Source organism: Mesorhizobium sp. B2-3-14 (genome assembly GCF_006442175.1).
Classification (GTDB): Bacteria; Pseudomonadota; Alphaproteobacteria; order Rhizobiales; family Rhizobiaceae; genus Mesorhizobium; species Mesorhizobium australicum.
Genome location: NZ_VFVP01000001.1, coordinates 651,634 through 677,685, shown reverse-complemented (window position 1 = coordinate 677,685; position 26,052 = coordinate 651,634). Strand labels below are relative to the sequence as shown.

At 63.0% G+C, this 26,052-nt stretch carries 23 protein-coding genes; 9 read left to right on the top strand and 14 right to left on the bottom strand.

The annotated features are described in order from the left end of the window. Positions 1-2: 2 nt before the first annotated feature. The 5 genes from FJ950_RS03080 to FJ950_RS03060 all read left to right on the top strand — a co-directional run bounded on the left by FJ950_RS03080 (position 3) and on the right by FJ950_RS03060 (position 5,243). Positions 3-1,043: a branched-chain amino acid ABC transporter permease gene (locus tag FJ950_RS03080; protein ID WP_140614965.1), complete on the top strand. Its 1,041-nt coding sequence runs from the start codon at positions 3-5 to the stop codon at positions 1,041-1,043. Positions 1,044-1,121: 78 nt separating this feature from the next. Further along, positions 1,122-2,459, top strand: a complete 1,338-nt coding sequence (locus FJ950_RS03075; protein ID WP_140614963.1) for an ABC transporter substrate-binding protein — start codon at positions 1,122-1,124, stop codon at positions 2,457-2,459. Positions 2,460-2,526: 67 nt separating this feature from the next. Further along, complete coding sequence (locus FJ950_RS03070; RefSeq protein ID WP_140614961.1) at positions 2,527-3,318, top strand: ABC transporter ATP-binding protein; 792 nt, start codon at positions 2,527-2,529, stop codon at positions 3,316-3,318. A gap of 24 nt (positions 3,319-3,342) precedes the next feature. Continuing rightward, complete coding sequence (locus FJ950_RS03065) at positions 3,343-4,590, top strand: SfnB family sulfur acquisition oxidoreductase (protein WP_140614959.1); 1,248 nt, start codon at positions 3,343-3,345, stop codon at positions 4,588-4,590. A 167-nt stretch (positions 4,591-4,757) separates the two neighbouring features. Then, on the top strand, positions 4,758-5,243 hold the full coding sequence (locus FJ950_RS03060; RefSeq protein ID WP_140614957.1) for a hypothetical protein: 486 nt from the start codon (positions 4,758-4,760) through the stop codon (positions 5,241-5,243). A gap of 80 nt (positions 5,244-5,323) precedes the next feature. On the opposite strand, the gene FJ950_RS03055 is transcribed toward FJ950_RS03060, so the two are convergent. Then, entirely contained in the window at positions 5,324-5,983 is a 660-nt protein-coding gene (locus FJ950_RS03055) for a TetR/AcrR family transcriptional regulator (RefSeq protein WP_181171039.1), read from the bottom strand. A gap of 273 nt (positions 5,984-6,256) precedes the next feature. Between FJ950_RS03055 and FJ950_RS03050 the strand changes: the two genes are divergently transcribed. Both FJ950_RS03050 and FJ950_RS03045 read left to right on the top strand, forming a co-directional pair. After that, on the top strand, positions 6,257-7,696 hold the full coding sequence (locus FJ950_RS03050; protein WP_140614953.1) for an aldehyde dehydrogenase family protein: 1,440 nt from the start codon (positions 6,257-6,259) through the stop codon (positions 7,694-7,696). Between the two features lie 64 nt (positions 7,697-7,760). Then, positions 7,761-8,336, top strand: a complete 576-nt coding sequence (locus FJ950_RS03045) for a DUF1349 domain-containing protein (RefSeq protein ID WP_140614951.1) — start codon at positions 7,761-7,763, stop codon at positions 8,334-8,336. Between the two features lie 149 nt (positions 8,337-8,485). Here the strand turns inward: FJ950_RS03045 and FJ950_RS03040 are convergent, their stop codons facing one another. The 5 genes from FJ950_RS03040 to FJ950_RS03020 all read right to left on the bottom strand — a co-directional run bounded on the left by FJ950_RS03040 (position 8,486) and on the right by FJ950_RS03020 (position 15,100). Then, a complete protein-coding gene (locus FJ950_RS03040; RefSeq protein WP_246681268.1) occupies positions 8,486-9,745 on the bottom strand; it encodes a glycosyltransferase family 4 protein in 1,260 nt (419 codons plus the stop codon). Between the two features lie 206 nt (positions 9,746-9,951). Continuing rightward, on the bottom strand, positions 9,952-11,481 hold the full coding sequence (locus FJ950_RS03035; protein WP_140614949.1) for a mercuric reductase: 1,530 nt from the start codon (positions 11,479-11,481) through the stop codon (positions 9,952-9,954). After that, positions 11,471-12,811 (bottom strand): glucoamylase family protein, encoded by a 1,341-nt coding sequence (locus FJ950_RS03030; protein WP_140614947.1) that lies wholly within the window; start codon positions 12,809-12,811, stop codon positions 11,471-11,473. Before FJ950_RS03030 ends, FJ950_RS03035 begins: the two co-directional genes overlap by 11 nt. Beyond that, complete coding sequence (locus FJ950_RS03025; protein ID WP_140614945.1) at positions 12,804-14,288, bottom strand: glycosyl hydrolase; 1,485 nt, start codon at positions 14,286-14,288, stop codon at positions 12,804-12,806. The genes FJ950_RS03030 and FJ950_RS03025 overlap by 8 nt, the downstream gene beginning before the upstream one ends. A gap of 59 nt (positions 14,289-14,347) precedes the next feature. After that, positions 14,348-15,100 (bottom strand): SDR family NAD(P)-dependent oxidoreductase, encoded by a 753-nt coding sequence (locus tag FJ950_RS03020; RefSeq protein ID WP_015314235.1) that lies wholly within the window; start codon positions 15,098-15,100, stop codon positions 14,348-14,350. A gap of 460 nt (positions 15,101-15,560) precedes the next feature. On the opposite strand from FJ950_RS03020, the gene FJ950_RS03015 reads away from it, so the two are divergent. Then, positions 15,561-16,859 (top strand): O-antigen ligase, encoded by a 1,299-nt coding sequence (locus tag FJ950_RS03015; protein WP_140614944.1) that lies wholly within the window; start codon positions 15,561-15,563, stop codon positions 16,857-16,859. Positions 16,860-17,039: 180 nt separating this feature from the next. On the opposite strand, the gene FJ950_RS03010 is transcribed toward FJ950_RS03015, so the two are convergent. Then, positions 17,040-18,296, bottom strand: a complete 1,257-nt coding sequence (locus tag FJ950_RS03010) for a polysaccharide biosynthesis/export family protein (RefSeq protein ID WP_181171063.1) — start codon at positions 18,294-18,296, stop codon at positions 17,040-17,042. Between the two features lie 85 nt (positions 18,297-18,381). Beyond that, positions 18,382-19,059: a sugar transferase gene (locus tag FJ950_RS03005; RefSeq protein ID WP_015314232.1), complete on the bottom strand. Its 678-nt coding sequence runs from the start codon at positions 19,057-19,059 to the stop codon at positions 18,382-18,384. A gap of 599 nt (positions 19,060-19,658) precedes the next feature. On the opposite strand from FJ950_RS03005, the gene FJ950_RS03000 reads away from it, so the two are divergent. Further along, the gene (locus tag FJ950_RS03000; RefSeq protein ID WP_015314231.1) at positions 19,659-19,934 is read left to right on the top strand and encodes a hypothetical protein; all 276 of its coding nucleotides are present in this window, start codon (positions 19,659-19,661) and stop codon (positions 19,932-19,934) included. A 22-nt stretch (positions 19,935-19,956) separates the two neighbouring features. Here the strand turns inward: FJ950_RS03000 and FJ950_RS02995 are convergent, their stop codons facing one another. The 6 genes from FJ950_RS02995 to FJ950_RS02970 form a co-directional block, all read right to left on the bottom strand. Continuing rightward, entirely contained in the window at positions 19,957-21,801 is a 1,845-nt protein-coding gene (locus FJ950_RS02995; RefSeq protein ID WP_140614942.1) for an ABC transporter ATP-binding protein, read from the bottom strand. Continuing rightward, positions 21,794-22,771 carry a serine kinase gene (locus FJ950_RS02990; RefSeq protein ID WP_140614941.1) on the bottom strand — a complete coding sequence of 326 codons (978 nt, stop codon included), beginning with the start codon at positions 22,769-22,771 and terminating at the stop codon, positions 21,794-21,796. The genes FJ950_RS02995 and FJ950_RS02990 overlap by 8 nt, the downstream gene beginning before the upstream one ends. Further along, positions 22,768-24,690, bottom strand: coding sequence for a lasso peptide isopeptide bond-forming cyclase (locus FJ950_RS02985; protein WP_140614940.1), 1,923 nt, complete (start codon positions 24,688-24,690; stop codon positions 22,768-22,770). The genes FJ950_RS02990 and FJ950_RS02985 overlap by 4 nt, the downstream gene beginning before the upstream one ends. Continuing rightward, positions 24,687-25,079 (bottom strand): lasso peptide biosynthesis B2 protein, encoded by a 393-nt coding sequence (locus FJ950_RS02980; protein WP_246681267.1) that lies wholly within the window; start codon positions 25,077-25,079, stop codon positions 24,687-24,689. Before FJ950_RS02980 ends, FJ950_RS02985 begins: the two co-directional genes overlap by 4 nt. Positions 25,080-25,188: 109 nt before the next feature. Further along, entirely contained in the window at positions 25,189-25,488 is a 300-nt protein-coding gene (locus tag FJ950_RS02975; RefSeq protein ID WP_015314226.1) for a PqqD family protein, read from the bottom strand. Between the two features lie 135 nt (positions 25,489-25,623). Next, positions 25,624-25,776, bottom strand: coding sequence for a lasso peptide (locus tag FJ950_RS02970; protein WP_015314225.1), 153 nt, complete (start codon positions 25,774-25,776; stop codon positions 25,624-25,626). Positions 25,777-26,052: the final 276 nt, after the last annotated feature.

The following is a 26,052-nucleotide window of genomic DNA, read 5'->3' as shown; positions in this document are numbered from 1 at the left end:
CCATGGCCGCGATTGCAAGCGACTTTTCCGCCGTGACGGTGCTGCCGAAATGGGTGGCCCCCGTACTCCTGCTCGCCTTCGCCTATGGCGTCGTGCCGCTGATCGGCTCGAGCTACCTGTTCGAGGCCATCCTGCTGCCGTTCCTGGCACTCAGCCTCGCCGGTGTCGGCCTCAACATCCTGACCGGCTATGCCGGCCAGGTTTCGCTGGGCAGCGCCGCTTTCATGGCGGCAGGCGTCTTTGCCGCCTATAATTTCAACCTGCGCGTCGAAGGCCTGCCACTGATCGGCAGCATTTTCCTCGCCGGCATCGTGGCCGCCGCGATCGGCATCGTCTTCGGCTTGCCGAGCCTGCGGCTGAAAGGGTTTTACCTCGCGGTTTCGACGCTTGCCGCGCAGTTCTTCGTGCAATGGGCGCTGACCAAGTTCAGCTGGTTTTCCAACAACTCTGCATCCGGCGTCACCGACGCGCCGAGGCTTTCGATTTCGGGCTTCACACTCGATGGCCCCGTCGGCCGCTATTTCTTTGCGCTGACCATCGTCGTCATCCTGACCTTCTTCGCCTATCGGCTAGTGTCGTCGCAGACGGGACGAAACTTCATCGCCATCCGCGACAACGAGACCGCCGCCCGCATCATCGGCATCCCGGTCTTGAAGACCAAGCTTCTGGCCTTTGCCATCTCGTCCTTCGTCATAGGCGTCGCCGGTGTCATCTGGGCGTTCGCTTATCTCAGGACCGTCGAGCCGGATGGCTTCGATCTCGACCGCTCGTTCCAGATAATGTTCATCATCATCATCGGCGGCCTCGCCTCGATCCGCGGCGCATTCTTCGGCGCCGCCCTGATCGTGGTCTTTCCGCTCGCACTGTCGCGCCTCGGCGGCTTCCTGCTTGGCGATGTCTTCGATTCGGGCGTGCTCGACATGAGCCAGCGCATCGTGCTCGGCGTCCTCATCATCCTGTTTCTGATCCTCGAACCCGACGGGCTGGTGGCCCTGTGGGACAGGATCCGAAGACGGCTCCTGTTCGCTTGGCAACCGACCTGAGCCCTCGCACTCCAGAATCCTATTCGAAGATGAACCAGAGGCCGGACCAAAGACGGCCCATACCGGGAGTACCTAGCCATGACCTTCCTCAGCACCATCAAGGCGGCGGCTTTGTCCGCGGCGATGATTGTGTCGGTGGCCTTGCCATCAGCTCATGCCGACGAACAATATTTCCCGCTGCAGAGCTATCGCGTCGGACCCTACGCGGCCGGCGGCACCGGCTTCTTCGGCGGCTTCATCGATTATCTCAACCTCATCAACATCCGCGACGGCGGCGTCAACGGCGTCAAGCTGACCTGGGACGAGTGTGAGACCCAGTATGAGGTCGAGCGCGGCGTCGAATGCTACGAGCGGCAGAAGAGCCATGCGGGTGCCGCTGCCTGGAACCCGCTCTCAGTGGGCATCGCCTATGCGATGATCGACCGTATCACCGCCGACAAGGTGCCGCTGATTACGGTCAACCATGGCCGCACCGACTCGACCGACGGGCGCGTCTTCCCTTACGTCTTCCCGCTGCTGCTCAACCCCTACAGCGAGACGTCAGGCATCGTGAACTATATCGCCGCCAAGGAAGGCGGCATCGACAAGCTCAAGGGCAAGAAGATCGTCGTGCTCTATCACGGCTCGCCCTACGGCAAGGAGACCATCCCGATATATGATTTGCTGGCGCAGAAATATGGCTTCACCGTGCAGCAGATCGAGGTGCCGCATCCCGGCAACGAACAGCAGTCGCAATGGCTGACCATCCGCCGCGCCAAGCCTGCTTTCGTCGTCCTGCGCGGCTGGGGCGTGATGAACCCGGTGGCGCTGAAGACGGCGGTCAAGGTCGGCTATCCCGTCGACCACATCGTCGGCAATGTCTGGTCGAATTCGGAAGAGGACGTCATCCCCGCCGGCGATGCCGCCAAGGGCTACACCGCCATCACCACCCAGGCCTCGGGCAACACCTATCCGGTGGTGCAGGAGATCGTGAAGACCGTCTACGGCGCCGGCAAGGGCAATCTCGAAGACAAGTCGCGCATCGGCTCTGTCTACCACAATCTCGGCATCGTCAACGGCATCCTGAATGTCGAGGCGATCCGCGTCGCGCAGGAGAAGTTCGGCCATCGCACGCTGACCGGCGACGAAGTCCGCTGGGGCTTCGAACATCTCAAGCTCGACCCGTCCAAGGTCGAGGCGCTCGGGGCCAAGGACCTGTTCCACTCGATCAATGTCAGCTGGGACAACCACGAGGGCGAGGGCTACGTGACCTTCCAGCAGTGGGACGGCAAGAAGTGGAACGTCGTTTCCGACTGGATCGCGCCGGATTGGGCGCTGCTGCGGCCGATCATCGAGAAGTCGGCCGAGGCCTATGCCGCCGAGAAGAGCATCAAGCTGCGCACCGCCGACGATGCCAACGCCGTGACCACCAACTGATCTCCGGGCCGGGTGCCGTGGACACCATCCGCGGCGCCCGGCCCATCCGCAAAGCACGGAAACAGCCATGCCGAACGACGACATCATCCTGGCCGTGGACGCGGTCCACGCCACCTATATCAACGCCATCACGGCGCTGCATGGCGTCAGCTTCGAGATCAGGCGGGGTGGGATTCTGGCGCTGCTCGGTGCCAACGGCGCCGGCAAGACCACGACGTTGAAGGCCGTCTCCAACCTGCTGCCGGCAGAGCGCGGCCAGGTCAACGCCGGCTCCATCCGCTATGATGGCTCGGATGTCTCGCGCCGCAAGCCGGGCGATCTCGTACGCGCCGGGCTGGTCCAGGTGCTGGAAGGCCGTCACTGTTTCAAGAGCCTCACCGTCGAGGAAAACCTGGTCGCCGGCGGCATCGGCCGCAGCGGCCGCCGAGCCGAAATCAACGCGGATCTCGAACGGGTTTATTCCTATTTTCCGCGTCTCAGGGAAAAGCGCCGGACATTGTCCGGCCTCACCTCCGGTGGCGAACAGCAGATGACTGCCATCGGCCGCGCGCTGATGTCGCGGCCGCGCCTGCTGGTTCTCGACGAGCCCTCGATGGGGCTTGCCCCGCTCATCGTGCAAGACATCTTTCAGACGCTGAAGAAACTCAACCGCGAGACCGGTCTGTCGATCCTGGTCGCCGAGCAGAACTCGGCGGTCGCGCTTGGCTATGCCGACCACGCCACTGTGCTCGAAAACGGCGTCTCGGTCCTGTCCGGCGCGGCCGCCGATCTTCGCCAGCGCGAGGATATCAGGGCGCTCTATCTCGGCCAGCAGCCGTCGCCCGCCGCCAAGCCATCCCGTCTCCACGCCGTTGCCTGAACCGAAATTTGAAGGAGCAATGAAATGACCGTCTCGACCGTCAAGACAGACCATGCTTCCGCCGCCGTACCGCCGGTCGCAAGGCCCTCGGCACCAGCACACATCATCAGGGACGATGCGGAGGCGATCGCCATCGCCCATGCGCTCGCCGCCGAATTCGTCAAGGGGGCGTCCACGCGCGACCGCGAGCGTATCTGGCCGGTTGCCGAGCTCGACGCCTTCTCCCAAAGCGGCCTGTGGTCGATCAATGTGCCGAAGGAATTCGGCGGGCCGGAACTGTCCTATGCGACGCTGGTCAAGGTGATCGAGATCATCTCGGCGGCCGATTCCTCAATCGGCCAGGTCGCGCAGAACCATCTCGGCGTCATCGCGGCCATCCGCACCGTGTCGGATGTGGAACAGCAGAAGCTGCTGTTCACCGAGGCGCTGAAGGGCACCCGGTTCGGCAACGCCTTTTCCGAGTTCGGTTCGAAGCGCGCCGCCGATTTCGAGACCCGCTTCACCGACGCCGGCGACCATGTCGTCGTCAACGGCCGCAAATTCTATTCGTCCGGCGCGCTGCTTGCCCATCTGGTGCCGATCGTGGCGCTCGATGACGAAGGTCGCGCCTGGTATGCCATCGCCGACCGTGGTGCGCCCGGCCTGACCGTTATCGACGACTGGTCGAGCTTCGGCCAGCGCACGACGCTCTCCGGCACCGTCATCATCGACAACGTCAAGGTGCCGAAGACGTATCTGGTGCCGGGCTACAAGGGCTACGACAAGCCGACCGCCGACGGCGCCATCTTCCAGATAATCCAGGTGGCGGTGGACACCGGGATCGCCCAGGCGGCGATCGACGAGACGGTTCACTTTGTCAGGACCAGGAGCCGCGCCTGGATCGACAGCGGCTTCGACAATGCCTGGGACGATCCCTACACCATCCAGGCTGTCGGCGACCTCACGCTGCGCCTGCACGCGGCGCAGGCGCTGCTCGAAAAGGCCGGCCATGCCATCGACAAGGCGGTGGCCGAGCCGACAGCCGAAACGGTCGCGCATGCCCAGATCGTCACCGCGGAAGCAAAAATCCTGTCGACCGAAATCGCCATCGCCGCAACGAACAAGCTGTTCGAACTGGCCGGCACGCGCTCGACGCTGGCCGAGCACAATCTCGATCGCCATTGGCGCAACGCCCGCACGCACACGCTGCACGATCCGGTGCGCTGGAAATATTCGATCCTTGGCAAATATTTCCTCAACGGCGAGAATCCGCCGCTGCACGCCTGGAGCTGATCTGCCGGAGGCGGACGGCGCGCGCTGCGGTCGACCTGGTCGTCGCCGAGTGGCTTTGCCCTGACGGTTATCCCCTTCCGGATGCCGGCGGCGGGTGAAAGCTTACGCGCAATTTACGACCATCGGTTACACCGGTTCCTGTCTGATTCGTTCGGGACAGGAACCCCATGAGCAAAGCCCTCACGACCTTCGCACTCGTCGCCGTCTTGACCGCCTTGCTCATGGCGCTGAGCCTTGCGGTGGCCCGTCACGGCTATCCCTATGGGGCGATCGGCGTCAAGCGTCTCGACGGCATCGCCGACGCCGGAACGTTCATTCCGCTTGCGTCGGTCTTTTTCTTCAGCGCGCTGTTGATGATGATCCTGCCGATCCGCGCGGCCAGTATCGTCCTCCTCCATGCCGCCGATGCGATCTTCTGGACTGTCATTGTGCTGTTCGCCACCATCGTCGGCGGCCTGCTCGCCCGATGGGCCTTCGGTCAGGGCAGCGCTCTTCTGGCGTTGTTGAACTGCCGGTTCCTGTTTGCCGTGGCGGTCGTCGGTTGCCACTTCGTCATGAACGAGTTGCGCCGCAACGTGCTGCTGCGCAGCCTGTTCTTCGTGATCTTTGCCGCCGCCTCGCTAGCCTGCCTGTTCTGGTCGTTTACGCTTTAGCCGGAACCTACCATCCTATCGCCGCCAGTTCTTCGTTCCATGGCGAAGCGCTATTGGGATCACGAGTTCGGAGTCTTCGGCTACCGGCCGCCGGAAACCGCTTTCGCGACGTAGCGCGAAAAATCCTCGACATCCGCAGCCGACGGCTCCTGGCCGGTGAAGCTGCGCAGATACGCGGCAACATGCGGCAGGCGACTGCTCATCGGTTCGTTGAGTTCGAGCGAATAGTAGCCGATCTGCATGAAATAGAGCACGCGAGCGCGAACGAACGCGTCTTCCTCCTCATAGCCATGACGCAAGAACATGCCGCGGATGGCTGTGACGCGTTCTTCGTCGGCCTCGTCGAGCGCACGCCGGATGGTGGGGGAGCGTCGAGCCCATGCCCGGATGGCGAAATCCAGCCGGGGGTCGAACAGCTTTTCGTCCACCCAGCATTCGAAAATGCTCATCACCCCACGAATGACAGTCGCGGAAGGGCGTGCGGCACGCTCGACGATGAATCGGGTATTGGTCTGCCGCCAATGGTCCAGCAATTGGTCGAGCAGATCCTGCCGGCTCTTGAAATACCAGTAGAAGCTCGAGCGCGAGACATCGAGTTGCTGGCCAAGCGTCAGCACGCGGACGCGTTCGACGCCGTCCGAGATCAGGGTTTCAAGCGCCAGCTTCAGCCAGTCTTCGCGGGTAGCCTTGACGTTGCCGGTGGCGCCGGCGCGCTGGATCGTCGTTTCGAGTGCTGCCATCTTGACGACGCATGACACGCCACACCAGGCAAATCAAGATTGTGGACATGCCTGTACAGGCGATCCGGCTTGACCCGGAGCGCTGCCCGCCCATGTTAGCCGGATTGCTTGGCGACGCGGCTCCGTCGCCGCTGCCGCGAAGGCGTGGGTGCAGCCCGGGGACTTTTGTCGCGGTCTCCAGGCCCAGTGCGTGCTTTCCCGCAAGGCAATTGTCTGGCAAATACCACTTCAGACAGATGCCGCCGCGCGGCCAACAGCCAGGAAGGCAAGGACATGACAGCGTTTCGAAAAAACCTCATCGATGGTGAATGGGTCGGCGATGCCGGCTCCCGCAACATCAACCCCTCTGATACCGGCGACGTCGTCGGCGAATATGCTTCGGCGGGGGTCGAACAGGCGGTCCAGGCGATAGCGGCGGCCAAGGCGGCATTTCCAGCGTGGTCCCGTTCCGGTCCGCTGGCGCGCCATGCGGTGCTGAAAAAGGCGGCCGACGAGATCATGGCGCGCAAGGACGAACTCGGCCGCAATCTGGCGCGTGAGGAAGGCAAGACGCTGGCCGAGGGCATTGGCGAGACCATCCGCGCCGCCCAGATATTCGATTTCTTTGCCGGCGAAACATTGCGCCTGTCGGGAGAGGTGGTGCCAAGCGTGCGGCCGGGCGTCGGCGTCGAGATCACGCGCGAAGCGGTCGGCGTGGTCGGCATCATCACACCGTGGAATTTCCCTATTGCCATTCCCGCCTGGAAGATCGCTCCGGCGCTGGCCCACGGCAACACCATCGTCTTCAAACCGGCCGAGCTCGTTCCCGAAAGCGCCTGGTCCATCGTCGACATCCTGCATCGCGCCGGCCTGCCCAAGGGCGTGCTCAACCTCGTCATGGGCAAGGGCTCGGTGGTCGGCCAGGCGATGCTCGACAGCCCCGACGTCAACGCCATCTCCTTCACCGGCTCGGTGGGAACCGGCAAGCGCGTCGCGGCGGCAAGCGTCGAGCACATGCGCAAGTTCCAGCTTGAAATGGGCGGCAAGAATCCGCTGGTCGTGCTCGACGATGCCGATCTCGCGGTGGCTGTCGATTGCGCGCTGAACGGCGCCTTCTTCTCGACCGGCCAGCGCTGCACGGCCTCGTCGCGTTTGATCGTCACCAAAGGCATCCACGATCGTTTCGTCGACGCGCTCAAGGAGCGCATGGAGAAGCTGGTGATCGGCGACGCGCTCGACGCGCAGACACAGATCGGCCCGGTCGTCGACGCCACCCAGCTCAAGCAGGACGAGGACTATATCGCCATCGGCGTCCGTGAAGGCGCCACGCTCGCTTTCGGCGGCGAACGGCTCGACCGCAAGACGCCGGGTTTCTATCTCAAGCCGGCGCTGCTGACCGAGGCCACCAACGCCATGCGCAGTTCGCGCGAGGAGATTTTCGGCCCCGTCGCCAGTGTCATCCGCGTCCAGGATTATGACGAGGCGCTTGCCGTTGCCAACGACACGCCGTTCGGCCTGACCTCGGGCATCTGCACCACGAGCCTCAAGCACGCCACCCATTTCAAGCGCAACTCCGAAGCCGGCATGGTGATGGTCAACCTGCCGACGGCGGGCGTTGATTTCCACGTTCCTTTCGGTGGTCGCAAGGGTTCGAGCTTCGGTCCGCGCGAACAGGGCCGCTATGCCATGGAGTTCTACACCACGGTAAAGACCGCCTATACGTTCGCGGGATAACCTGGCGCGCCGGCCGACCGCCGGCGGACCGTCACTTCCTCTGGAAACGGACCGGTGCAAAGGGATGACATTGCAGGACCTGACCTGGCTCAACCCGCCGCCGCACCATGCCATCGAAGGTGATGGCGTGCGCGTGCGCACCGGCAAGGAGACCGATTTCTGGCGTGAGACCTTCTATGGCTTCTGGCGCGACAACGGCCACTTCCTGTATCGGCGGGTCGAGGGCGATTTCACCGCCGAAGTGACCGTCAAGGGCGACTACGAGGTGCTTTACGATCAGGCCGGCCTGATGGTCCGGCTGAGCGAAACGCACTGGATCAAGGCCGGCATCGAATACACCGATGGCCTTGCCTATTTCTCCGTCGTCGTCACCAACGACACCTCGGACTGGTCGCTGGTGGCCATTGCCGCCGGCCCTGATGGCGTCAGGATCCGCCTGACCCGCCACGGCGAGGCGGTCCGCGTCCAGTATTTGGATGCTTCCGACGGTCATTGGAAGCCGGTGCGGCTCGCCTATTTCCCGACCTCGAAGATGGTCGATGTCGGGTTGATGTGCTGTTCGCCGCAGCGTGAAGGTTTCGAAGTCACGTTCTCCGGATTTTCGGTCGGTCCGCCGATTGCGCGGGATCTGCACGACTGACCCTGGCAACCGGGCTCCGCGTGGCGTGTGCGAACGGACCGGTAGGACATTGCGGCCCCAAGGCCCTTCCAGCTCTCGGCATAGGCTGGAAGCGTTCGGGAACGCTGTCCGTCTTCCACGTCTGGTGGATCGGTGGAATAATCGGCGGCTCATGGGGTGATCGGAGATGGCTGGTCGTCATCGCCGTCATTGTCCAGGACAAGCCCGGCACGGACGGCATCGCGGATCGCCTGCGGGCCAAACCTTGCCCATACGGCCTGGTGGGCGCGCACGCGCTGCCTTGCCCGGCGCCCGGCGTCGCGTGAAAGTTGGACGGCCATGGCGGCCAAGCCTTCGTCGCTGGCCGACAGCAGCACCTCGTCGTTCTCGACCAGGCCCAGGCCCTCGGCCGCGAGCGGTGTCGCGATCACCGGCACCCCCCAGGCCATCGCCTCCAGAATCTTGATGCGCGTGCCCCCGCCCGTCCTGAGCGGGATGATGCTGAGATGCGCGCTGGACAGGAGCGGCCCCACGCTTTCGGGATCTTCAACGAGCTCGACATCGGGCAACCCGCGCAGGGCCAGCACGGCCGGTTCCGGGCCGCGTCCGGCGAGAACCAGCTTCGCGTCGGGCAAGGCCTGGCGGATGCGGGGCAATATGGTCCGGGCCAATCGCACGGCGGCGTCGACGTTTGGAGGATAGCCGAGATGACCGATGAAAAGGATCACCGGAAAGCCGCTATTGGCCGACGGTTCCGGGGGCAGCACATTGGGAATCGCCTCGACGTTGGGAATCCCATTGGGAACGACATCGATGGGCATCGCGCGCCCGCCAAAGCGCATCAGCTTCTCGCGATCCTCGTTCGAGCAGACCCAGACCCTGTCGACAAGGGCGAGCGCCTTTCTTTCGAGATGCCTGATGCCAGGCACCGATGCGGCAACGGAAAGGCGCGATGCGGTCGCTTCGGCGCGTTTCATCTGCGCGGACAAGTCGGACTCGACATTGTGCATGTCGAGGATGAGCTGCTTTGCCAGCGATCGCAAAGGCCGCAGCAGCTTGAACAGGCCGATGCTCTCGACCACCACGGTGTCAGGGCGGAATTCGAGGATCAGTGCTTCCAGCCGTGCCAGGGCCGCGCGCGAAATGCGATGCTCCTCCCTTATACGCCACCATCCGATGGAAGCCGTCCGGGGCTCTCCCTCGATCGACAGCGCCTCGGTGCGGATCAGCGGATTGGGCGCGGTCATGGCGATGGCCCTGGGCCGCACCGAGGCCAGGCAGGCCGGTCCGAACGCGGCCGCCGCCACGGCATTGCGATAGTTGCGCAGATCCGCGCCGGAAGTCGGCGGAAACGCCGGCTCATGGCACACGATCAGCACGCGTCGCCCGCTGCCGCGCGCCGGCATGTCGGCATCTGGCCGCGCGCTCAAGGCGGACGCCCGACGCTTCGCGCCAGAAGTTGCGCAAGCTCTTTCTCGGACGACATTAACGAGGCCCCCCGCAGCCACAGAAATCAGCTTCGACTTGTTTAGCCGAACCGTGCTTTCGTCAAGCGCTGGATCACAGTCTGATGCCCGGCGCGCTTGCCTTGCGGATCGGTCGCAATGCGGATCCGGCTGGGACCGAGCGCAAAGGCTTATCGCCTGGACCAGGCCAGCCAGCGGGCCGCCAGGCGCCTGCGCAATGAAGTGAACCGTGTCCGTCGGTAAGCGTCGCCCGCCATCTTGATGCCTTGCGCCTGTGTCGGGAAGGGATGGATGACATCGGCCAACGCATGCAATCCCATCCCCGAACGGATAGCGAGGGTCACGGCATTGATCATCTCGCCGGCATGGCTGGCGACGACCGTCGCCCCCAGGATGCGGTCGGATCCCTCCCTGACGTGGATCTTGACGAACCCTTCCTCTTCGCCGTCCATCACGGCGCGGGCGACATCGTGCATCAGGACCGTATAGGTCTTGACCGGAATGCCGTTGCGCCGCGCCTCCAGGGGATAGAGACCGACATGGGCGATCTCCGGATCGGTATAGGTGCACCAGGGGATAACGAGTTCGCTGAGCCTTTCGCGGCCGCGAAACAGGGCATTGCGCACGACGATGCGCGCTGTTGCCTCGGCGGTGTGGGTGAACTTGTATTCGAGGCAGACGTCGCCCGCTGCGTAGACATTTGGGTTGGTGGATCGCAGATAATCGTCGACCTTGATGCCGCTGGCGTCATAGGCCACGCCGGCTTCATCGAGGCCCAGGCCATCGACGTTGGGCGAACGGCCGACGCCAGTGATGATCTCATCGACCGTAATCGTCGTCGTGTCGCCATCCCGCATCAGGTCGGCGGCCTTCTTCTCGCCCTCCATCCGCACCGCCACCACTTCGGTGTTCAGCCGCACCTCGATCCCCTCGCGCGCCAGCGCATCCGAAAGGATCTGCGCGGCGTCGCGCTCCTCGCCGGGCAGGAACATCGGATCGCTCTGCGCCAGGATGACCTTGGCGCCGAGCAGGCAGAAAGCCTGCGCCGTCTCGCAGCCGAGCGGCCCGCCGCCGATGACGAGGAGCCGCGGCGGGCATTGCGTAAGGTCGTACATGGTCTCGTTGTCGAGATAACCGGCCTCGGCAAGCCCCGGAATCGCGGGCCCGCTCGCATGCGCGCCCGTCGCGACCAATGCCTTCTTGAAATGCAGGGTCCTGTCCGCGACCACGACGGTGTCCGGTCCGGCGAAGCGCGCTTCGCCGAAATAGAGGTCGATGCCCTCGGCTGCGACGGAAACGGCCGAATTGGCACGGCTGATCCGCTGCCGTATCTGCCGCATCCGTGTCATCGCCCGTTGAAAGTCGACACGAAGGTGGTCTGGCGGGTCGCCGCCAAAGCTCTCGGCATCGCGCATATCGGCATAGAGCCTGGCCGTGCGGATGATCGACTTCGACGGGATGCCGCCGACATTGACACAGGCACCACCGATCAGCCCGCGTTCGATCAGCGCGACCTTCGCGCCAAGGCTCGCGGCGTCACGCGCGGCGGTCAGCCCGGCCGGCCCGGCGCCGATGACGACGAGATTGTAGGGGCCGTTCGGGGTCGGGTTCTTCCAGTGCGCGGGATGCGCGCCCCTGATCAGTTCGACGTCATTGCTGTCGACAGGGAAGACGGCGGCTCTCGTCGGTTCACGCGACATCGCGCCCTCCGGGTACCGGCCGCGACAGCCATCCGCCGGTGAAACCCGCCTTGCCCAGGCCGCGACGGATATGGGGATTGGAACGCATCAGCTTCCAGATCAGTCCGGAACGGTGGTTTTCGATCATCATCACCGCGATGCCCTGGTCGAGCCCGTAATGGCCTTCCGAGACCCAGCCGTTGCGGCCGAATTTGCGGCGGTTGGCCAATGTCGGGTTGAAACCGCTCGGCAGGCGGAAATCGTCGAGAACCTCCGGATAACGATCGACGAGGTGACGCAGCGCCGCCAGGCAAATGTCCGGCGCGAAAGGCAGCGACGCCGGATAGGACCATGGTGCGATTGTCCCGTCATCCGGTCCGAAAGGCGCGCCGCGCGCGGCATAGCCGGAAAACCGGTGGGTCCGCCGCTCCACGCTGGCGCGGAAGCCGCCCGGTCCGTCTCCGGCCGAAAGGCCCCACAAATTCTCGCCATAGCCGTCAAATCCGTAAGGGTTGTGCCGGGCGTAGTCGCGGTGAAGGTATGTCGAGCGGCGGCTGTTTTCGAAATAGTCCGAATTCTTCTCCCGCATGAAAGCGTCGCGGATGCCGGCGAAATCGATCCAGGCATGCGAGAACTGGTGCATGAACAGCGGCCCGCCATAGAGCACGTCGTGGCCGTAGATGTTTTCCCATTGATAGGTCGCCGTCCAGGCCTCGTAGCTGTCGTTCGAGGTCGGGCAGTCCGGAGAGGCCATCGACAGCACATAGAGGATCGTCGCCTCGTTATAGCCTTCCCAGCCATAATGCAGAAAGCCGCTCCTCGGCTTCCAGCCCTGGCGGAGCGTTGGGCTGCTGCCTTGCGCCCATCGCCAGTCGACGCGCCTGTAGAGCGCCTCGGCCAGGAGGCGGATTTCGGCTTCGTCGTCATTGTCGCCGGAAAAATAGGCGCTCGCCACCAGCATGCCGGCGATCAGCAGGGCGGTATCCACCATCGACAGTTCGCAGCGCCAAACGCGCAAGCCGCTCCTCATGTCGAGAAAGTGGTAGTAAAAACCCTTGTGGCCGGTGACGTCGTGGCCGCTGCCTTGCGTGCTGGTCTGGAAAAAGCGTAGCGCCGCAAGGGTCAGGCGGGCAGCCGCGTCGCGCGTTATCCAGCCACGTTCGACGCCGATCGGATAGCAGGACAGGGCAAAACCGACAACGGCGATGCTGCACGGCGAATTGGGGCGCGACGTATCGGCGACCAGCCCGTTGTCGGGGTTCACGTTCTCCAGGAAATAGCCGAAGGCGGCGCGCTGACAGCGGTCCAGCAGTTCGTCATCGGCCAGCGCGGCGGGATCTGCTCTAAGCAATCGATAAAAACTCCAGCCTGATGGCAGCAACGCCCTGCGCAGGTACGGTGACATCGAACAGAAGGGCATGACCGTTGAAGGCGATCGCTTGCGCCTGTTCCGGCATCGCCGAGGCCGCATGCAAATGCTCTGCCATTGCTCGGCTCAGGTAATCGGGACTTCCCATCGTCGCCCATAGCGCCTTCGGGTTGGCATTTGCCGCATCGACGCGTCGGATGGTTGCCGTGTCGGGCCGCCGTGCATTCTCAAGTTGAATATGCACGATCTCGTTCGCGACCGGATGCTGCGGCAAGGCGAAGTTGGAAATCAGCACGGTCAACGAATTTCCGTCGCGCACACACCAACTGTCGACGGTGGGATGATTGCCTTGAGTCGACAGGATTTCGGTTCCAAGGCCATGCAGCATTTCGAAGGCACGGTAAGCCGGTTTGGCGACGCCGTGAAGGTTCATCAGGCCGAAACCACCATGAAAGGGTAGGGATGGAAAATAATTCTCTTCGAAAATATCCGAAAAGGTCCAGTAGCTGTAGCCCTGAACCAGCCCTCTCGCCTCCATGACCGTCTTGACGATGAAGGCGGCGGCATAGGGCTCGTCGTGCATGGGATCGCGCGGGTTCGACGATGTGCACCATTCGGTGTAGTAGAGCGGACGGTCGCCTGCCTGCCGTCGCGCGGTGCGCGCCTCCTCGCGCAGGACGCTTCGAGTGCTTTCCGAGAGCTGGGCTTCGGTGTCGTCGCCAGGCTGGCCGAAGGCATCGGTCGGATAATGGTGCGTGCTGACGAAGTCCGCGGGAAGGCCGTTCTGGCCACAGTAAGCGATGAACTCATCGATCCAGGCATTGTCGGCTGTGGCTGGTCCGCCGACCTTCAAATGCGTGTCAACGGATTTGATTGCTCTTGCCGTGTAGGCATACAGCTTGAAATAATCCTCCTGTTTGCCGCTGCCGAACGCCTCGAGATTGGGTTCATTCCAGACCTCGAAGAACCATTGCCGCACCTCGTCGAGGCCGTAGCGATCAACCCAGTGAGCGACGAGCTTCGAAATCAGCGTCGACCACTGGTCGTAGTCCTTCGGCGCGCTGACATTGGCGCGATAACGGAAGACGATCTTTCCGGACGACGACAGCATCGTCGGCGTGAAACTCAGCTCGACGAAGGGGCGCATGCCGATCGACAGCAGGAAATCGAAGATCTGATCGGCATTGAAGAACGAATAGAGCGGCTTGTCGTCCTGGTCGATGAGCGTGCCCATGTCGTCATCGAGCAGCCCGTGAAAACGGACATGGCGAAAGCCGAGTTCGTCATGCGCCCGGCGCATCTGCGCCTGCCAGTCCGCGCGCAGGGCGAGCGTCGCGTGGCCGCTGCCGACCGTATGTTCCCAGAAGTGGGGGAATTCCTCGCCTTGGACGCAGAGGTCGCAGCGGAAGGTCAGCCCCGGGGAACTGTCTGAAATGTCTGCCGTTTCTACACCTTCCATCACCGACTATACGCCGGCGAGGGCATATTCGTTGCCCGCTCACGCGGATTTGTAGTGCATCAGTAGGTGGCGCGGCCGCCCGAGACGTCGAACACAGCGGCCGTGGTGAACGAGCATTCCTCCGAAGCGATCCATGAGATCAGCGCCGCCACTTCCTCGACCTCGCCGAACCGCGCCATCGGTATCTTGGAGAGCATGAAATCGATGTGCTCCTGCTTCATCTGCTTGAAGATCGCGGTGCGCACGGCGGCTGGCGTCACGCAATTGACCGTCACCTTGGTCTTGGCGAGTTCCTTGCCGAGCGACTTGGTCAGGCCGATCACCGCCGCCTTCGAGGTGCTGTAGGCGGAAGCGTTGGGATTGCCTTCCTTGCCGGCGATCGAGGCAATGTTGACGATGCGGCCATAGTTGCGCTCAAGCATGTGTGGCACCAGCGCCTTGTTGCAATAGAAGACGCCGTTGATGTTGATGTCGATGACCCCACGCCAGTCCTCGACCGAATAGGACCAGGTGGTCATGTTGGGGCCGGTGATGGCCGCACTGGTGACCAGTATGTCGACCGCGCCGAAGGCGTCGATCGTCGATCGTGCGGCGACCTCCACACTTGCCGCATCCGCAACGTCCAACGTCACTCCACGCAGGCCGGGAACAATGGCTTTCGCCTGTTCGATCTGTGCGGGATCGCGATCCCAGACGCAGACGCGCCCGCCTTCGTCGACGATCCTCTGCGCGACCGCCAGTCCGATGCCCGAGGCGCCCCCGGTGATGACCGCCGACCGGCCTGAGAAGCGCCCCGCGAAATTCATTGGCATGTGTTCCCCCTGGTCAAGTTGGCTGAAGCCGCCCGCGTGCTGGCCGGTCTTGGGACTGTGAGGTGACCGCCGACCGAGTTCAAGCCGGCATGCGGCCGGATCGTCTGGGCCAATCGGCCGGATTATGGCGCGGCTCCTTCGAGCTGGTCGCGCAGCGCTTCCACCATACCCACCACGGCGGGGCCGATCTAGGCGTGCGCATGGACTAAGGAACCTCAAGGGAAGCGTCTCGTTCTGATGGGCAGCCGGAGCGCATGACCGATTGGCCCGTCCACGGCCGACATCTCTCGGCGATCGCCGCGCTGTAAGACAAGGTGACCGGATTTGCCATTGAGCACGGGGTGCGATAGGTTATATTGCACTGCACAATGGAGACGCCGTTTCTTGTACGACCCTGTTCGCGGATATGCCGGCTGGTTTGCGGCCTGCCGGTCCTGGGTCGCGTCGACGGGACCGTGAGATGAAAATTCCCAAATCCCTGCTCGTCGATCCCGAGAAGAATTCGGTCTATGGCAGCTTTGCCGTTGCCGTTTCGATCTGGGCGTTCTCCTATTCCGTCATTTTCGGCCAGGTGCTGATCCTGGCCTATTATGCCGTCTGGCTTCCGCTTATCCTGGTCGACTACCGGCGTTTCCTGCGGCAACTGTCCAGCGCCTGGCTGCCGCTGCTCTTTGCGGCCTATGTCTGCTTTTCCGTATTCTGGTCGCAGGCGCCCGGCGTCACCGCCAGAACGGCGGTCCAGTACTTGTCCCATATCGCCTGCGCCTATGTCGCCGCACGCACCGTCAGCGTGCGCACCCTGACAATAGGCGCCCTGGTCGGCATATTCTTCGTCCTGCTCTATTCGCTGAAAGTCGGCGCCTATTCCGAGGACGTCCTCGACGGCACCTATAATTTCGTCGGCGCCTTCGCCTCCAAGAACCAGATCGGCTTCGTCGGCTCGCTCGGCATCTATTTCTCGGTCGTGTTCCTTGCTTTCCTTCGGCGTGGCCGGCTGAGTTTCATGCTGACCGTGCCGGTCGTGCTGTTGTCGGCCTATGTGCTGGTCGTCTCGCATTCCGCCACCTCGATGGCCTCGATACCGGCGGTTCTGGCGCTGGTGGCGCTTCTTGCGATGAGCAAGCTTTTGTCGCGACGCTACCGCCGGGTGATCTTCCTGGTCGGCGCCGGCATGATCGTCGTGGTGGCCATCGTCGCCCTCAATCTCGGGCTCATGGACTTCGTGCTTGGCATCTTCGGCAAGGATTCGACGCTCACCGGGCGGACTTATCTGTGGGAGCAGGGCTGGAACGCCGCGATGCGATCGCCGATCCTTGGCGTCGGCTATGCAGCCTATTGGGTGCAGGGCTTTGCCGAGGCGGAGCGGCTGTGGAACGAATTCTACATCAGCACCCGCACCGGCTTCCATTTCCACAACACCTATGTCGAAGCCCTTGTCGAACTCGGCTTCACCGGGGCGGTGCTGATATCGCTGATCATGCTGCGCACGCTCCTCGGCCACATCGCCGCGGTGGTCTTCAAGACATGGCAGGCCGAATCGGTGGTTCTGATCGGCGTGATGGTGCTGCTGCTCATCCGCTCCTTCGTCGAGGTCGAGATACTCAACCCCTACATCATGGGTTCATTCCTGATGTATTTCAGCTTCTTCAAGCTGGCGAGGCTGCCGGTCACCCGCACGCGATGGTCACCGGCTTTCGAGCCGGCGGATGCCAAGGCCGGACAGGCAGCCTGGCCTCACCGTCCCGCGGCAGCCGAGTAATGATGAGAGTCCGCTAGTCTAAAGCCATCGCGGGAAACCGCGTAGCGGTTCCGTTCGGGATTGCGTCAACAGCCATTCTGATTTTCCGGTGCTGAAAATCTATCCGCCAAGCAGGCTTGGCTGAGGCTCAAAGTCTTGCGCTATGGATAGAACGCGGCGAGCCCGCGATCTTCCGCGTTTCTACTGGCTGGCCAGCGGCGCCAGCTTGATCTTGATCACATCGCCAGGCAGTACCGGTGTGTCTTCCTTGGCGGCGATTTCGCTGGTCTTGCCGTCGACATTGCGCACCAGCGAATAGAGCAAGGTAGGTTGCTGGTCGTTGGTGATGGCGGCCGTCGTCGCCGGATCCGTGGCCTGGGCTATCAGGCCTTTTTGCATATTCACCTTCAGCGCGGCCTCGTTCAGGTCGGCTTCGGTCTGCTGGCGATCGGCGGCGAGGCTCGAACTCAAGGTGTTCTGGGCGTCGATGGCGTCCTGCGTCGCCTTGCTGATCGCCTGCTTGGCGGTCAGGATGGCTGTCTCGTAGTCCAGGATCTTGCCCTGCAGGTCGGTGACGGACTGCTGCGAATCCAGAAGCCGGGCATTGGCCACCAAGCCCTTCTGGGCCAGTGGACCGATGCTGGCCAGCTGTTGCTGGGCCAGGTCGACCTGCTTCTGCTGGTTGACGATCTTCTTCTGCAGCGATTCGATCTCGGCCTGCAGCACACCCTTGAGATCGTCGAGCGCCTCGAGCTTGAGCTTCAGCGCCTTCTGGTCGGCGGTAAGGATTGTCATCTCGTCGGCGACGATGGTCGGCAGTCGCGGATCGCCTTCGACCTCCTTGGGTGCCTCAAAACTCGTCTTGCCGGCCATATCGGCGTCGATGCGGGCGCGCTTGACGATCAGCCGAACGCGCTGGTCGTCGGAGATATCGAAATTGCCCTTGGCGGTGACCAGGTCCTTGCCGAGCTGGGGACCGTAGTCGGCGTTGCGCCTGATGCCTCCGGCGACGCTGATCGCTTTCAGCACCGTAAGATCGGGCACAAAGGGAAATTGCCCGGGATTCTGCACCTCGCCCGAAATGTAGAAGGGCCGGAACTGTGCCATTTCGACCGAGGCTTCGGGCTTGTCCGACAAAGCGAGCTTGTGCTGCAGCGCCTCGCCGATCGCCGCGGCGACCTCCGCCGTGGTCTTGCCGGCCGCCGGCAACTCGCCGACGAAAGGCACCGACAGCGTGCCTGCCGGGCCGATCGTATATTGGCCATTGACCGACGACCAGTCGCGGAACGTGCTTTCGACGGTCTGCCATTCGGCGATGCGGATGGTGAGCTTGTCCTGGGAGCCCAGACGGTAATCGTCGGCGGCGGCCATCTGGGGAAAAGCAAGCGACATCGCAAGGCAGGTCGCCAGGAGCCGCGAGCGGCCGGAAAACGGGCCGCTGCCAAAGGCTGCGAAAATGTCTATCTTCAACTGAGCGTTCCGATCCGTTTTAGCCCCATCGCCCGATGAGCTTGCCGCCGGATGCCTTGATCCTGCCGGCCGATCAGTAAGAGCCGCGCGACATCCAGACGGCCGGCACTGTTCTGATGATGATGCGAACGTCCTCGAACAGCGACCAGTTCTCGACATAGTGGCGGTCGAACGCGACGCGGCTGTCATAGGAAACGTCGTTGCGGCCGCTGACCTGCCATAGGCCGGTCAGGCCGGGCCGGGACTTCAGATAATAGACAGCCGCGCTGCCATAGATTTCCAGTTCGTCCCGGACCACCGGGCGAGGCCCGACAAGGCTCATGTCGCCCTGGAGGATGTTGATGATCTGCGGCAATTCATCGAGGCTCAGCTTGCGCAGCACCGTTCCGACGCGGGTGACGCGTGGATCGTTCTTCAGCTTGCGGGTCGCTATCCATTCCGCATTGGCCTCTGGATTGGTCGCGAGATAGGCCGCCAGCACCTTGTCGCCGTCCGGAACCATGGTGCGGAACTTGAGGCAGGAGAAGAGCCGTCCGCCGCGCCCGATTCGGCGGTGACCGTAGAAAACCGATCCGCCATCGGAGAATTTGACGAGCAACGCTATCATGATGAACAGCGGGCTGAGCGCGATCAGTCCAGCCAGCGAACCGACGATGTCGAAACTCCGCTTGATGAGGCCGCCGATCGGCGGCGGAAAGTCGGTGTCGGCCTGCGAAAACCCCGCCGTGGCCGACTTGGCAATATCCCTCATACGGAAACTCCATGCGTTGAACGAATGGTTTACCGCACGATACCAAAAAAATGCTGCAGCGCAACACACAATTTCCCACGCCGCTGAAATAGTCGCGTCATGAATTGACTAAATAATAAGCTCGCGCTGCACAAATTTCGAAATGTTTAGCACATTTGTGACAATAAATGGGCAAGCATAAAAAAATCCAGGCGTTTTTAGGGCGTTTTGTGGGCGGCGCGTTCCCAGTGCCGGGATCCAGAGCATACGAGTCCTTGCTGACGATGCTATATTCTGGACTATTCACCTAAAATACCATCTAATATTATGGGTTGTACTCCAGATCTGCAATGGCTGCAGGTTGAGTGAAATGCGGCCGGGTGCGTTGCAGCATGGCAGAATCGAACGCGTAAGCGCAATCAAAAATATGTGCGGTTGCCCTTGCCGCCTTCTGCTCGCCTTAATAGAATTGCAAATTATACCTGTCACGGTGGCGACAGGTTGAAAGGCCGGAAGCAACCGGTCGAGAGCGGGTGGTTTAACAAGCCCGCATCACAAGGGACGGCGCTCGGGTGGGGCTATCGTTGGATATACCCGAGCCGGTTTATGGGCTGTTGGGTATGTCGCTTCCAAAATTCATCGTTGGGATGCTGTTCGCGCTCGCGATCGTCGTCGCCTGGTCCTGGCTGGGTGGAGCTTCGCTTGGCACGACACTGCTGCGTGTCATCATCTGCGCGGTGGTCATCCAGGCCGGTTATTTCGCGGTCGTCTATGCCATGATCGCCAGGAGCGCGCCAACGCCGGCCGACAGGCTGCGCGAAGCCGAGAGAAAGCAGAACTCCACCGAAGTGCCCGAGGGCGAGAAGCTGGGCAGCGTCCGGCGGGGGCTGCATTAGACCCACGGGGACATCATCGTCCTCAGGCCACATCGGCGGGTTCGGTTTCCGACTGTTCTCCCGACAGCATCCGGGACAACCGGCTCCCCGGCTTCGCCTTCAACCGCTGATATTGCCCGACCTCCACCACACGACCATCCTCCATCGCCACCACCCAGTCGGCGAAGGCGATCATCGACGGCCGGTGCGCGATGGTCAGGATCGTCATTGCGCCGCGCAGGCCGTCGATCGACCGGGCGATAAGCGACTGGTTCTGCCAGTCGAGCGCGCTTGTCGCCTCGTCCAGGATGAGCAGTGACGGCTTGCGCAGCAACGCGCGTGCCAGCGCGATGCGCTGGCGCTCGCCACCCGAGAGGCGCACGCCGCGGTCGCCGACCACGGTATTCAGCCTCAGGTCCAGTCGGTCCACGAAATCGCCGGCGTGAGCGGCGCGCAGTGCCTTCCACAAGTCGTCCTCGCTGGCCTGGGGCGCGGCAAGGCGCAGGTTCGCCGCGATCGTGTCATGCAGCAGGAACACGTCCTGCGGCACATAGGCCACCTGATCGCGCCAGCGGCGGCGATTGCCGGCATCGAGCTCGACGCCGTCGACGAGGATCTTGCCGGTGGTCGGCTCGAGCAGCCCGAGCAGCATGTCGGCGATCGTGCTCTTGCCTGACCCGGACGGGCCGATGAGCGCCGTGACCTTGCCGGCCGGAAGGCCGAAGGTGATGTCGCTCACCACTGCCTTGCCGGCGCCGTCGTCATAGACAAAGGAGACGTCGCGAATGTTCAGCCCCGTATCGAGGGTCAGCTTGCGGGCATCCGTGGATTCGACGTGGCCAGGCTCCCGTTCGGCGTCGAAACGCGCCTGCAGGTTGCGCATTGCCGTATAGGCGGGCAGGTTGATCAGCACCTGCTGGGCCTGCGTCTGCATGTCCATGAAGCGCGGCGCGATGCGCATGAAGACCAGGAGCAGCACGACGATCTCGGCCAGCGACAGGTGGAAGCGGACCAACGCCACATAGATGAAGACGCTCAAGCCCACGACGCTCGCCACCTGGAACACGGCGGTGCCGATCGAAGAGTTGCGGACATAGGCGATATTGTCGGCCTTCATCTTTTCGAGCGTGACCTGCAGCTGCGCGAAATAGCTGGCCTCGACGTTCAGGCTCTTGGCCACCTTGATGCCGCCGAGAAATTCCGAGACCGTGCGGTACTGGTCCTGGCGATTGGTCGTCAGGATCCGGCCGAAGGCGGTGGCTCGCGAGCGAAATGGCTGCAGCGCTATGAACATCACGATGCCGATGACGACGGCAAAGGCCGTCATGACCGGCGAAATGAACATGGAAATCACCAGATAGCCCGCCAGCAGCACGGCGATCTGCACCAGCATCAGCAGGGCAAAGGCCGCCCCCTGGACGCGGTCTATGTCGCCGGTCAGGGCATGGTCGAGATCGGAGCCGCGCATGCGCGTGAACACGCCCCAGCGCGCCTTGCCGATGCTCTCGAACAGGTTCATGCGCAAGCGGTTGATGAAATCGAAGAGCAGCCTTGCCATGTACACCGACTTGAAGCGGTTGAAGGCTGCCTGCACGGCAACAAGCCCGACCAGCGCGCAAAGCACCGTCGTCAGCTGCAGCGTTCCGCCGGGCACCAGCCAGCGCACAAACTCGATATTGGGCAGCCTTACCGCGAAATCCTGGTCGGCACGGCCGACCAGGTGCAGCAGCGGCACCAGCAGCAGGATGGAAACGCCTTCCGTCAGGCTGCCGAGGATCAGGAACAGCAGCGCCGTCCAGGTCCGTCGTCCACCGATCCGGGCAATGACCGCGCCGAATGCCGCGACATCGCGAAACAGCGACAGGCTGAAGACCGATGACCTAGGCATCGCCAGCCAATTCCTTTTCGATCAGCGCCACAGCCTCGCCGATCCTGTCGATGCCCGTCGGAACGTCCAGCCGGCACACGCCGACATGGTTAGCGATCGCTGAACAATGGCGAAGATGCATCGCCGCGAAATCGCCGGAGAGCGCCGCGCGGCCAAACCGCGTCACGTAGGAGAATTTGATGATGGCTGGCAAGGCGGCGATTTGAGGCAGGAGGGTGATCCCCGCCCCTTCGCCGCGCTCGAGGATGTAAATCCTGGCCGCCGGCACCTTGTTGCCGGAGAAGGCGCCGTGCAGGCGATGCTGCATCTTCTCGATTGCCGGATGCACTTGCGGTCGCACTTGCGCTTGCCCAAGCGAGATCGCCGCCGCGGCGTCGGCGGCAAGCTTGATCTGCGGAAATCCCGGAACGATCATCGGTTCGTCCGGGTTGGTGAGATCGAGCGCCACGACGTCGTCGGTGAGCAGGTCGTGTCCGGCCCGGATCAGGGCGCTTGCCGTCGTCGACTTGCCGGCGCCCTTGTCGCCCATGAAGATGGCGCCCCTGCCGGCCACCGCGATGGCGCTGGCATGCAGCACCAGCAGGCCGCGCTGGTGCAGCAGCAGCGCCAGCACCGGCCCCAGCAACGGGAAGGCAAGCAAGGCGTCGTCGACGCCGGGCGCCGGCTGGACATCGATGCGGCGGGCGTCGCTGATCAGGAATGCGCCGACGGCCTCCCAGGCCAGATACTGCCGGCCAGGCTCGAAACGGAAGACGGTCGCTGCCTTCGCCGAAGGCTTGGGCATATCGATCGGGCCGATGACGATCTCGATGTCGGCCGTTGCCGGGTCCGCCGGCTCCAGTTCGGGCAGCCACACGTCGGACGCGATGAGCAGGCCGTAGGCGCGGTAGTAACTTCGTTCTCCCGCTGTCCTGTCGCGGTTGGGAAGACGGTCGAGATCGCCGGCGAACGGCTCATGGCGAGACATCATGCGGGGCTCCCGCCATGCTGGACCTGCCGCAGCCACAGCGACAGCGACGCCGAGCGCCAGACATACTGGACATCGAGCGGTGCCGCCTGGTCCGGCTGGCGCAGCAGCCGCGCATAGGCGGCGTTTACTTCCGGCAGGTTGACATAGGGTGCGATGCGACCCGCATCGCCGACCAGCAACTGCTCCAGCAGGTCGCGATGGTTGCGCACCATGCCGTTGACCAGATTGGCGGTGAAATCGATCTTGTCGCGCCGCCACTGTACCGCCGCCGGCAGGATGCCTTCCATGGCGCGGCGCAGCACGTAGCGGCCAAACCCATGACGGAGCTTCTCCTCGCCCGGCAGCCCCAGGCAGAATTCCACCAGCGGCTTGTCCCAGAAGGGATACCGCGGCTCGACGCCGAAATTGGCGGCGGCCTTGTCCAAAACTTCGAAAGAGTGCGGAACATAGCCGTTGGACAGGATCCAGCGGTGGCTGAGCGCGTCGCTGGCTTGGACGCCGGGCGGCATGTAGCCAGCCCGATGGAACCGGTCGATGAGCTCGGTTCGCCTGGCAAGGTCCGGATTGATCAGGTCGCGCCAGCTGCGGCCACGCTTCGATCGGGCAGGCCTGCGCATCCTGTTCAGGGCTCGGTTCCCCAGCTGTCTCAGCCTGGCGATGCGCCAGGCCGGCCCGTAGATGGTCAGGAACTGGAAATAGAGGCCGAGCGTGCTGTCGCCATAGGTGTTGGAGGCGCTGCGGACCTCGCGCCAAAGGTCCAGCCACCTGCCGCCATTGGCAAGCTCGTGCAGATGGCCATGTCCCTGTGAAACAACCTCGTCGCCGCCATGGCCGTCGAGGAGCACCTTGATGCCCTTGGCGCCAGCCGTCCGATAGATACCGCGGGTCAGCGTCAGGCCCGGCGCCAGGAATGTGCCTTCCTGTTCCTCCAGCACCCGTTCGAACTCAGCGAAGGGTGCATAATTGCCAACTGGGATGAACGTGGGATCGGCCTTCTGCTGATCGAGCACGGCATCGATGAACGGGCGCTCGTCCATCGAGGAACCCTTGTCGAACACGAGCGAAAAGGTCGGGAGCCTCGGCTTGCGCTCGGCCGCATTTTGCAATCCCGCCACGCAGGCAATCGAGGATGAATCGAGACCGCCGCTCAGCATCGCGCCGATCGACGGACTTCCTCGCATGCGGTTGCGGACCGATTGCGCGAACAGATGGGCGAATTCCTCCGCGGCATCAGGCCGCGGTGCTCGCTGCGATGGTTCGATCTGCCAGTACCGGCGCAGCACCAGACGTTGCGCGGTGACGGTGAGGCTGTGACGCGCCGGCAGGGCGAAGATGTCGCTGTAGGGCGTGGACTGCGGGTCATCGGGCAGCCCGGCCAGGAACCCCGAAATCCGGTGCTCGCTGAGGCGCGCACCGACCCCGTCGAGGCCGAGCATTGGCCCGATCTCGGAGGCAAAGGCAAAGCGGCGTTCCGCTGCGTGGTAGTAGAAAGGCTTGACCCCGAAATGGTCTCGCGCGCAAAACAAAAGCTGCCGCTCGGCATCCCAGATGGCAAAGGCGAAGTCGCCTTGCAGATGCACGGGGCACGTTTCACCCCAGCGCAGATAGGCCCGCATCAGCAACGCCGCATCGGCGACTGAGTTGTCCCTGATGCCGAGCCTTGCGAGCAGCTCGTCGCGGTTATCGAGCCGGCAATCGGCGGTGATGGCCAGCTTGCCGCCGGCCATGGTCAGCGGGCCGGGGCCGGCTTCGTCGGTGGTGTTGAGCCAGGCATGGCCAAGCGCGACGCCGCTGTCCTGCCACCACGAGGTTCCGTCGGGACCACGATGGCGCATGCGCGCCAGCATCTGCTGGATGTCGCTCGCCGCTTCAGCCGGCGCGGGGCCTTGTCGCAGCAGGATTCCGGCTACGCCGCTCATCGGCTGCCGTGGTCGATCAGGTGGGCGAAACCATCGACGGATCCGCCAAGCACGATGTGGTCATCGCTGACCAGCCAGGCATGCGCCTTCAATTGCTCGCCCGTGCCGCGCTCGATGCCGATGCGGATGTTCGACGCATTGCCCTGGCGCGCGAGGAGGTATTGGCCCGACAGCGCCTGGGTCAGGCAGGTGGCGCCCGGAACGAACCGTGCGGCGGCCGCAACCCCCCAGGCGACAAGCCGCAACTCGCCCATGCTGGCACACTGGTGCGCGTTGAGCCGCGTCACCATCCCGCGGACGCGGTTGTAGGAGAACAATGTCAGCCCGAGCCGGACGATCGTGACCACCAGCAGGCACCGGCACAGGAAAAGCGCTTCCGAGCCGCTCAAGAACAAGATCCTGGCCAGGCCGCGCCTGTCAGGCCGCTGCTTCATCGGCCGGGGATTTCTCTGCGTCACAGCTCTTTGCCGCGCAACCATGGCCTTCTGCGACACCTGCCTAGACGAGTGCCTCATGCTCAAGCCTCGCAAGCCCGTTTTCCGCCAGGCCTTTCAGCAATGCGTCGACGTCGGCCTTGCAGCGTTCGGCGTCGACATTGTAGCGAGCGAGGACGGCGCTGCGGATGTCCGCGATCGGCTTGGGTTCCTGGATCAATTCCCAGATGAAGGCGCCGACACCGTTGAGGCTGTAATAGATATTGGACTTCAGGTTGAGAAGCGCGAGGCCATCGCCGAATTCGCAAGCAACGGCGTCCTTGGTGGCCTTTACGCAATCGTGCTCGGATGGGTTCCAGTTCATCCTAAAACCTCGTTTGCAACACACGGTCTACGCGTCATCAGGTTCAATGGAAAGTCGGGGATTTTCATCCCCGGCTCCATTTCATTGTCTTCGATCCCGGAGGCCCAACGTCATTCCTCCAGAATCAGGCTGGTCTCAGGAGAACGTCAGGTCGCCAATCGGGGTGTGCGCGGGAAACGACGCGTCGATTGCCGTGCTGCCACCACCGCCTTGGGTAATGGTTTCGATTGAACCATGTACTGTCAGGTTTGGCGTTTCGTACTCATGCTTTTCAACATTCTGTTCCATTTTACTCTCCATAAGGACTGGAAACGGCCTGTCGATTGCCGTCAGCACTTTCATGCTGCATCGCAATAGCTGCACAGCAACATTTATGAGTCAAGCCTGATTTACCGGTCGTTAATCAATTATGGGTTGCGGACGTCACCCCGCGTGTAAGAAATCCACCTCTTTCGAGATGAAGCCGGGTGTGATTGCCCCTCGTCACAGGAGATTCCGTAAACCATTGATTTTGCAGAAACAAGAGGAAGCCATGCTTGGCCATTGCCATTGGACAACGCCGAA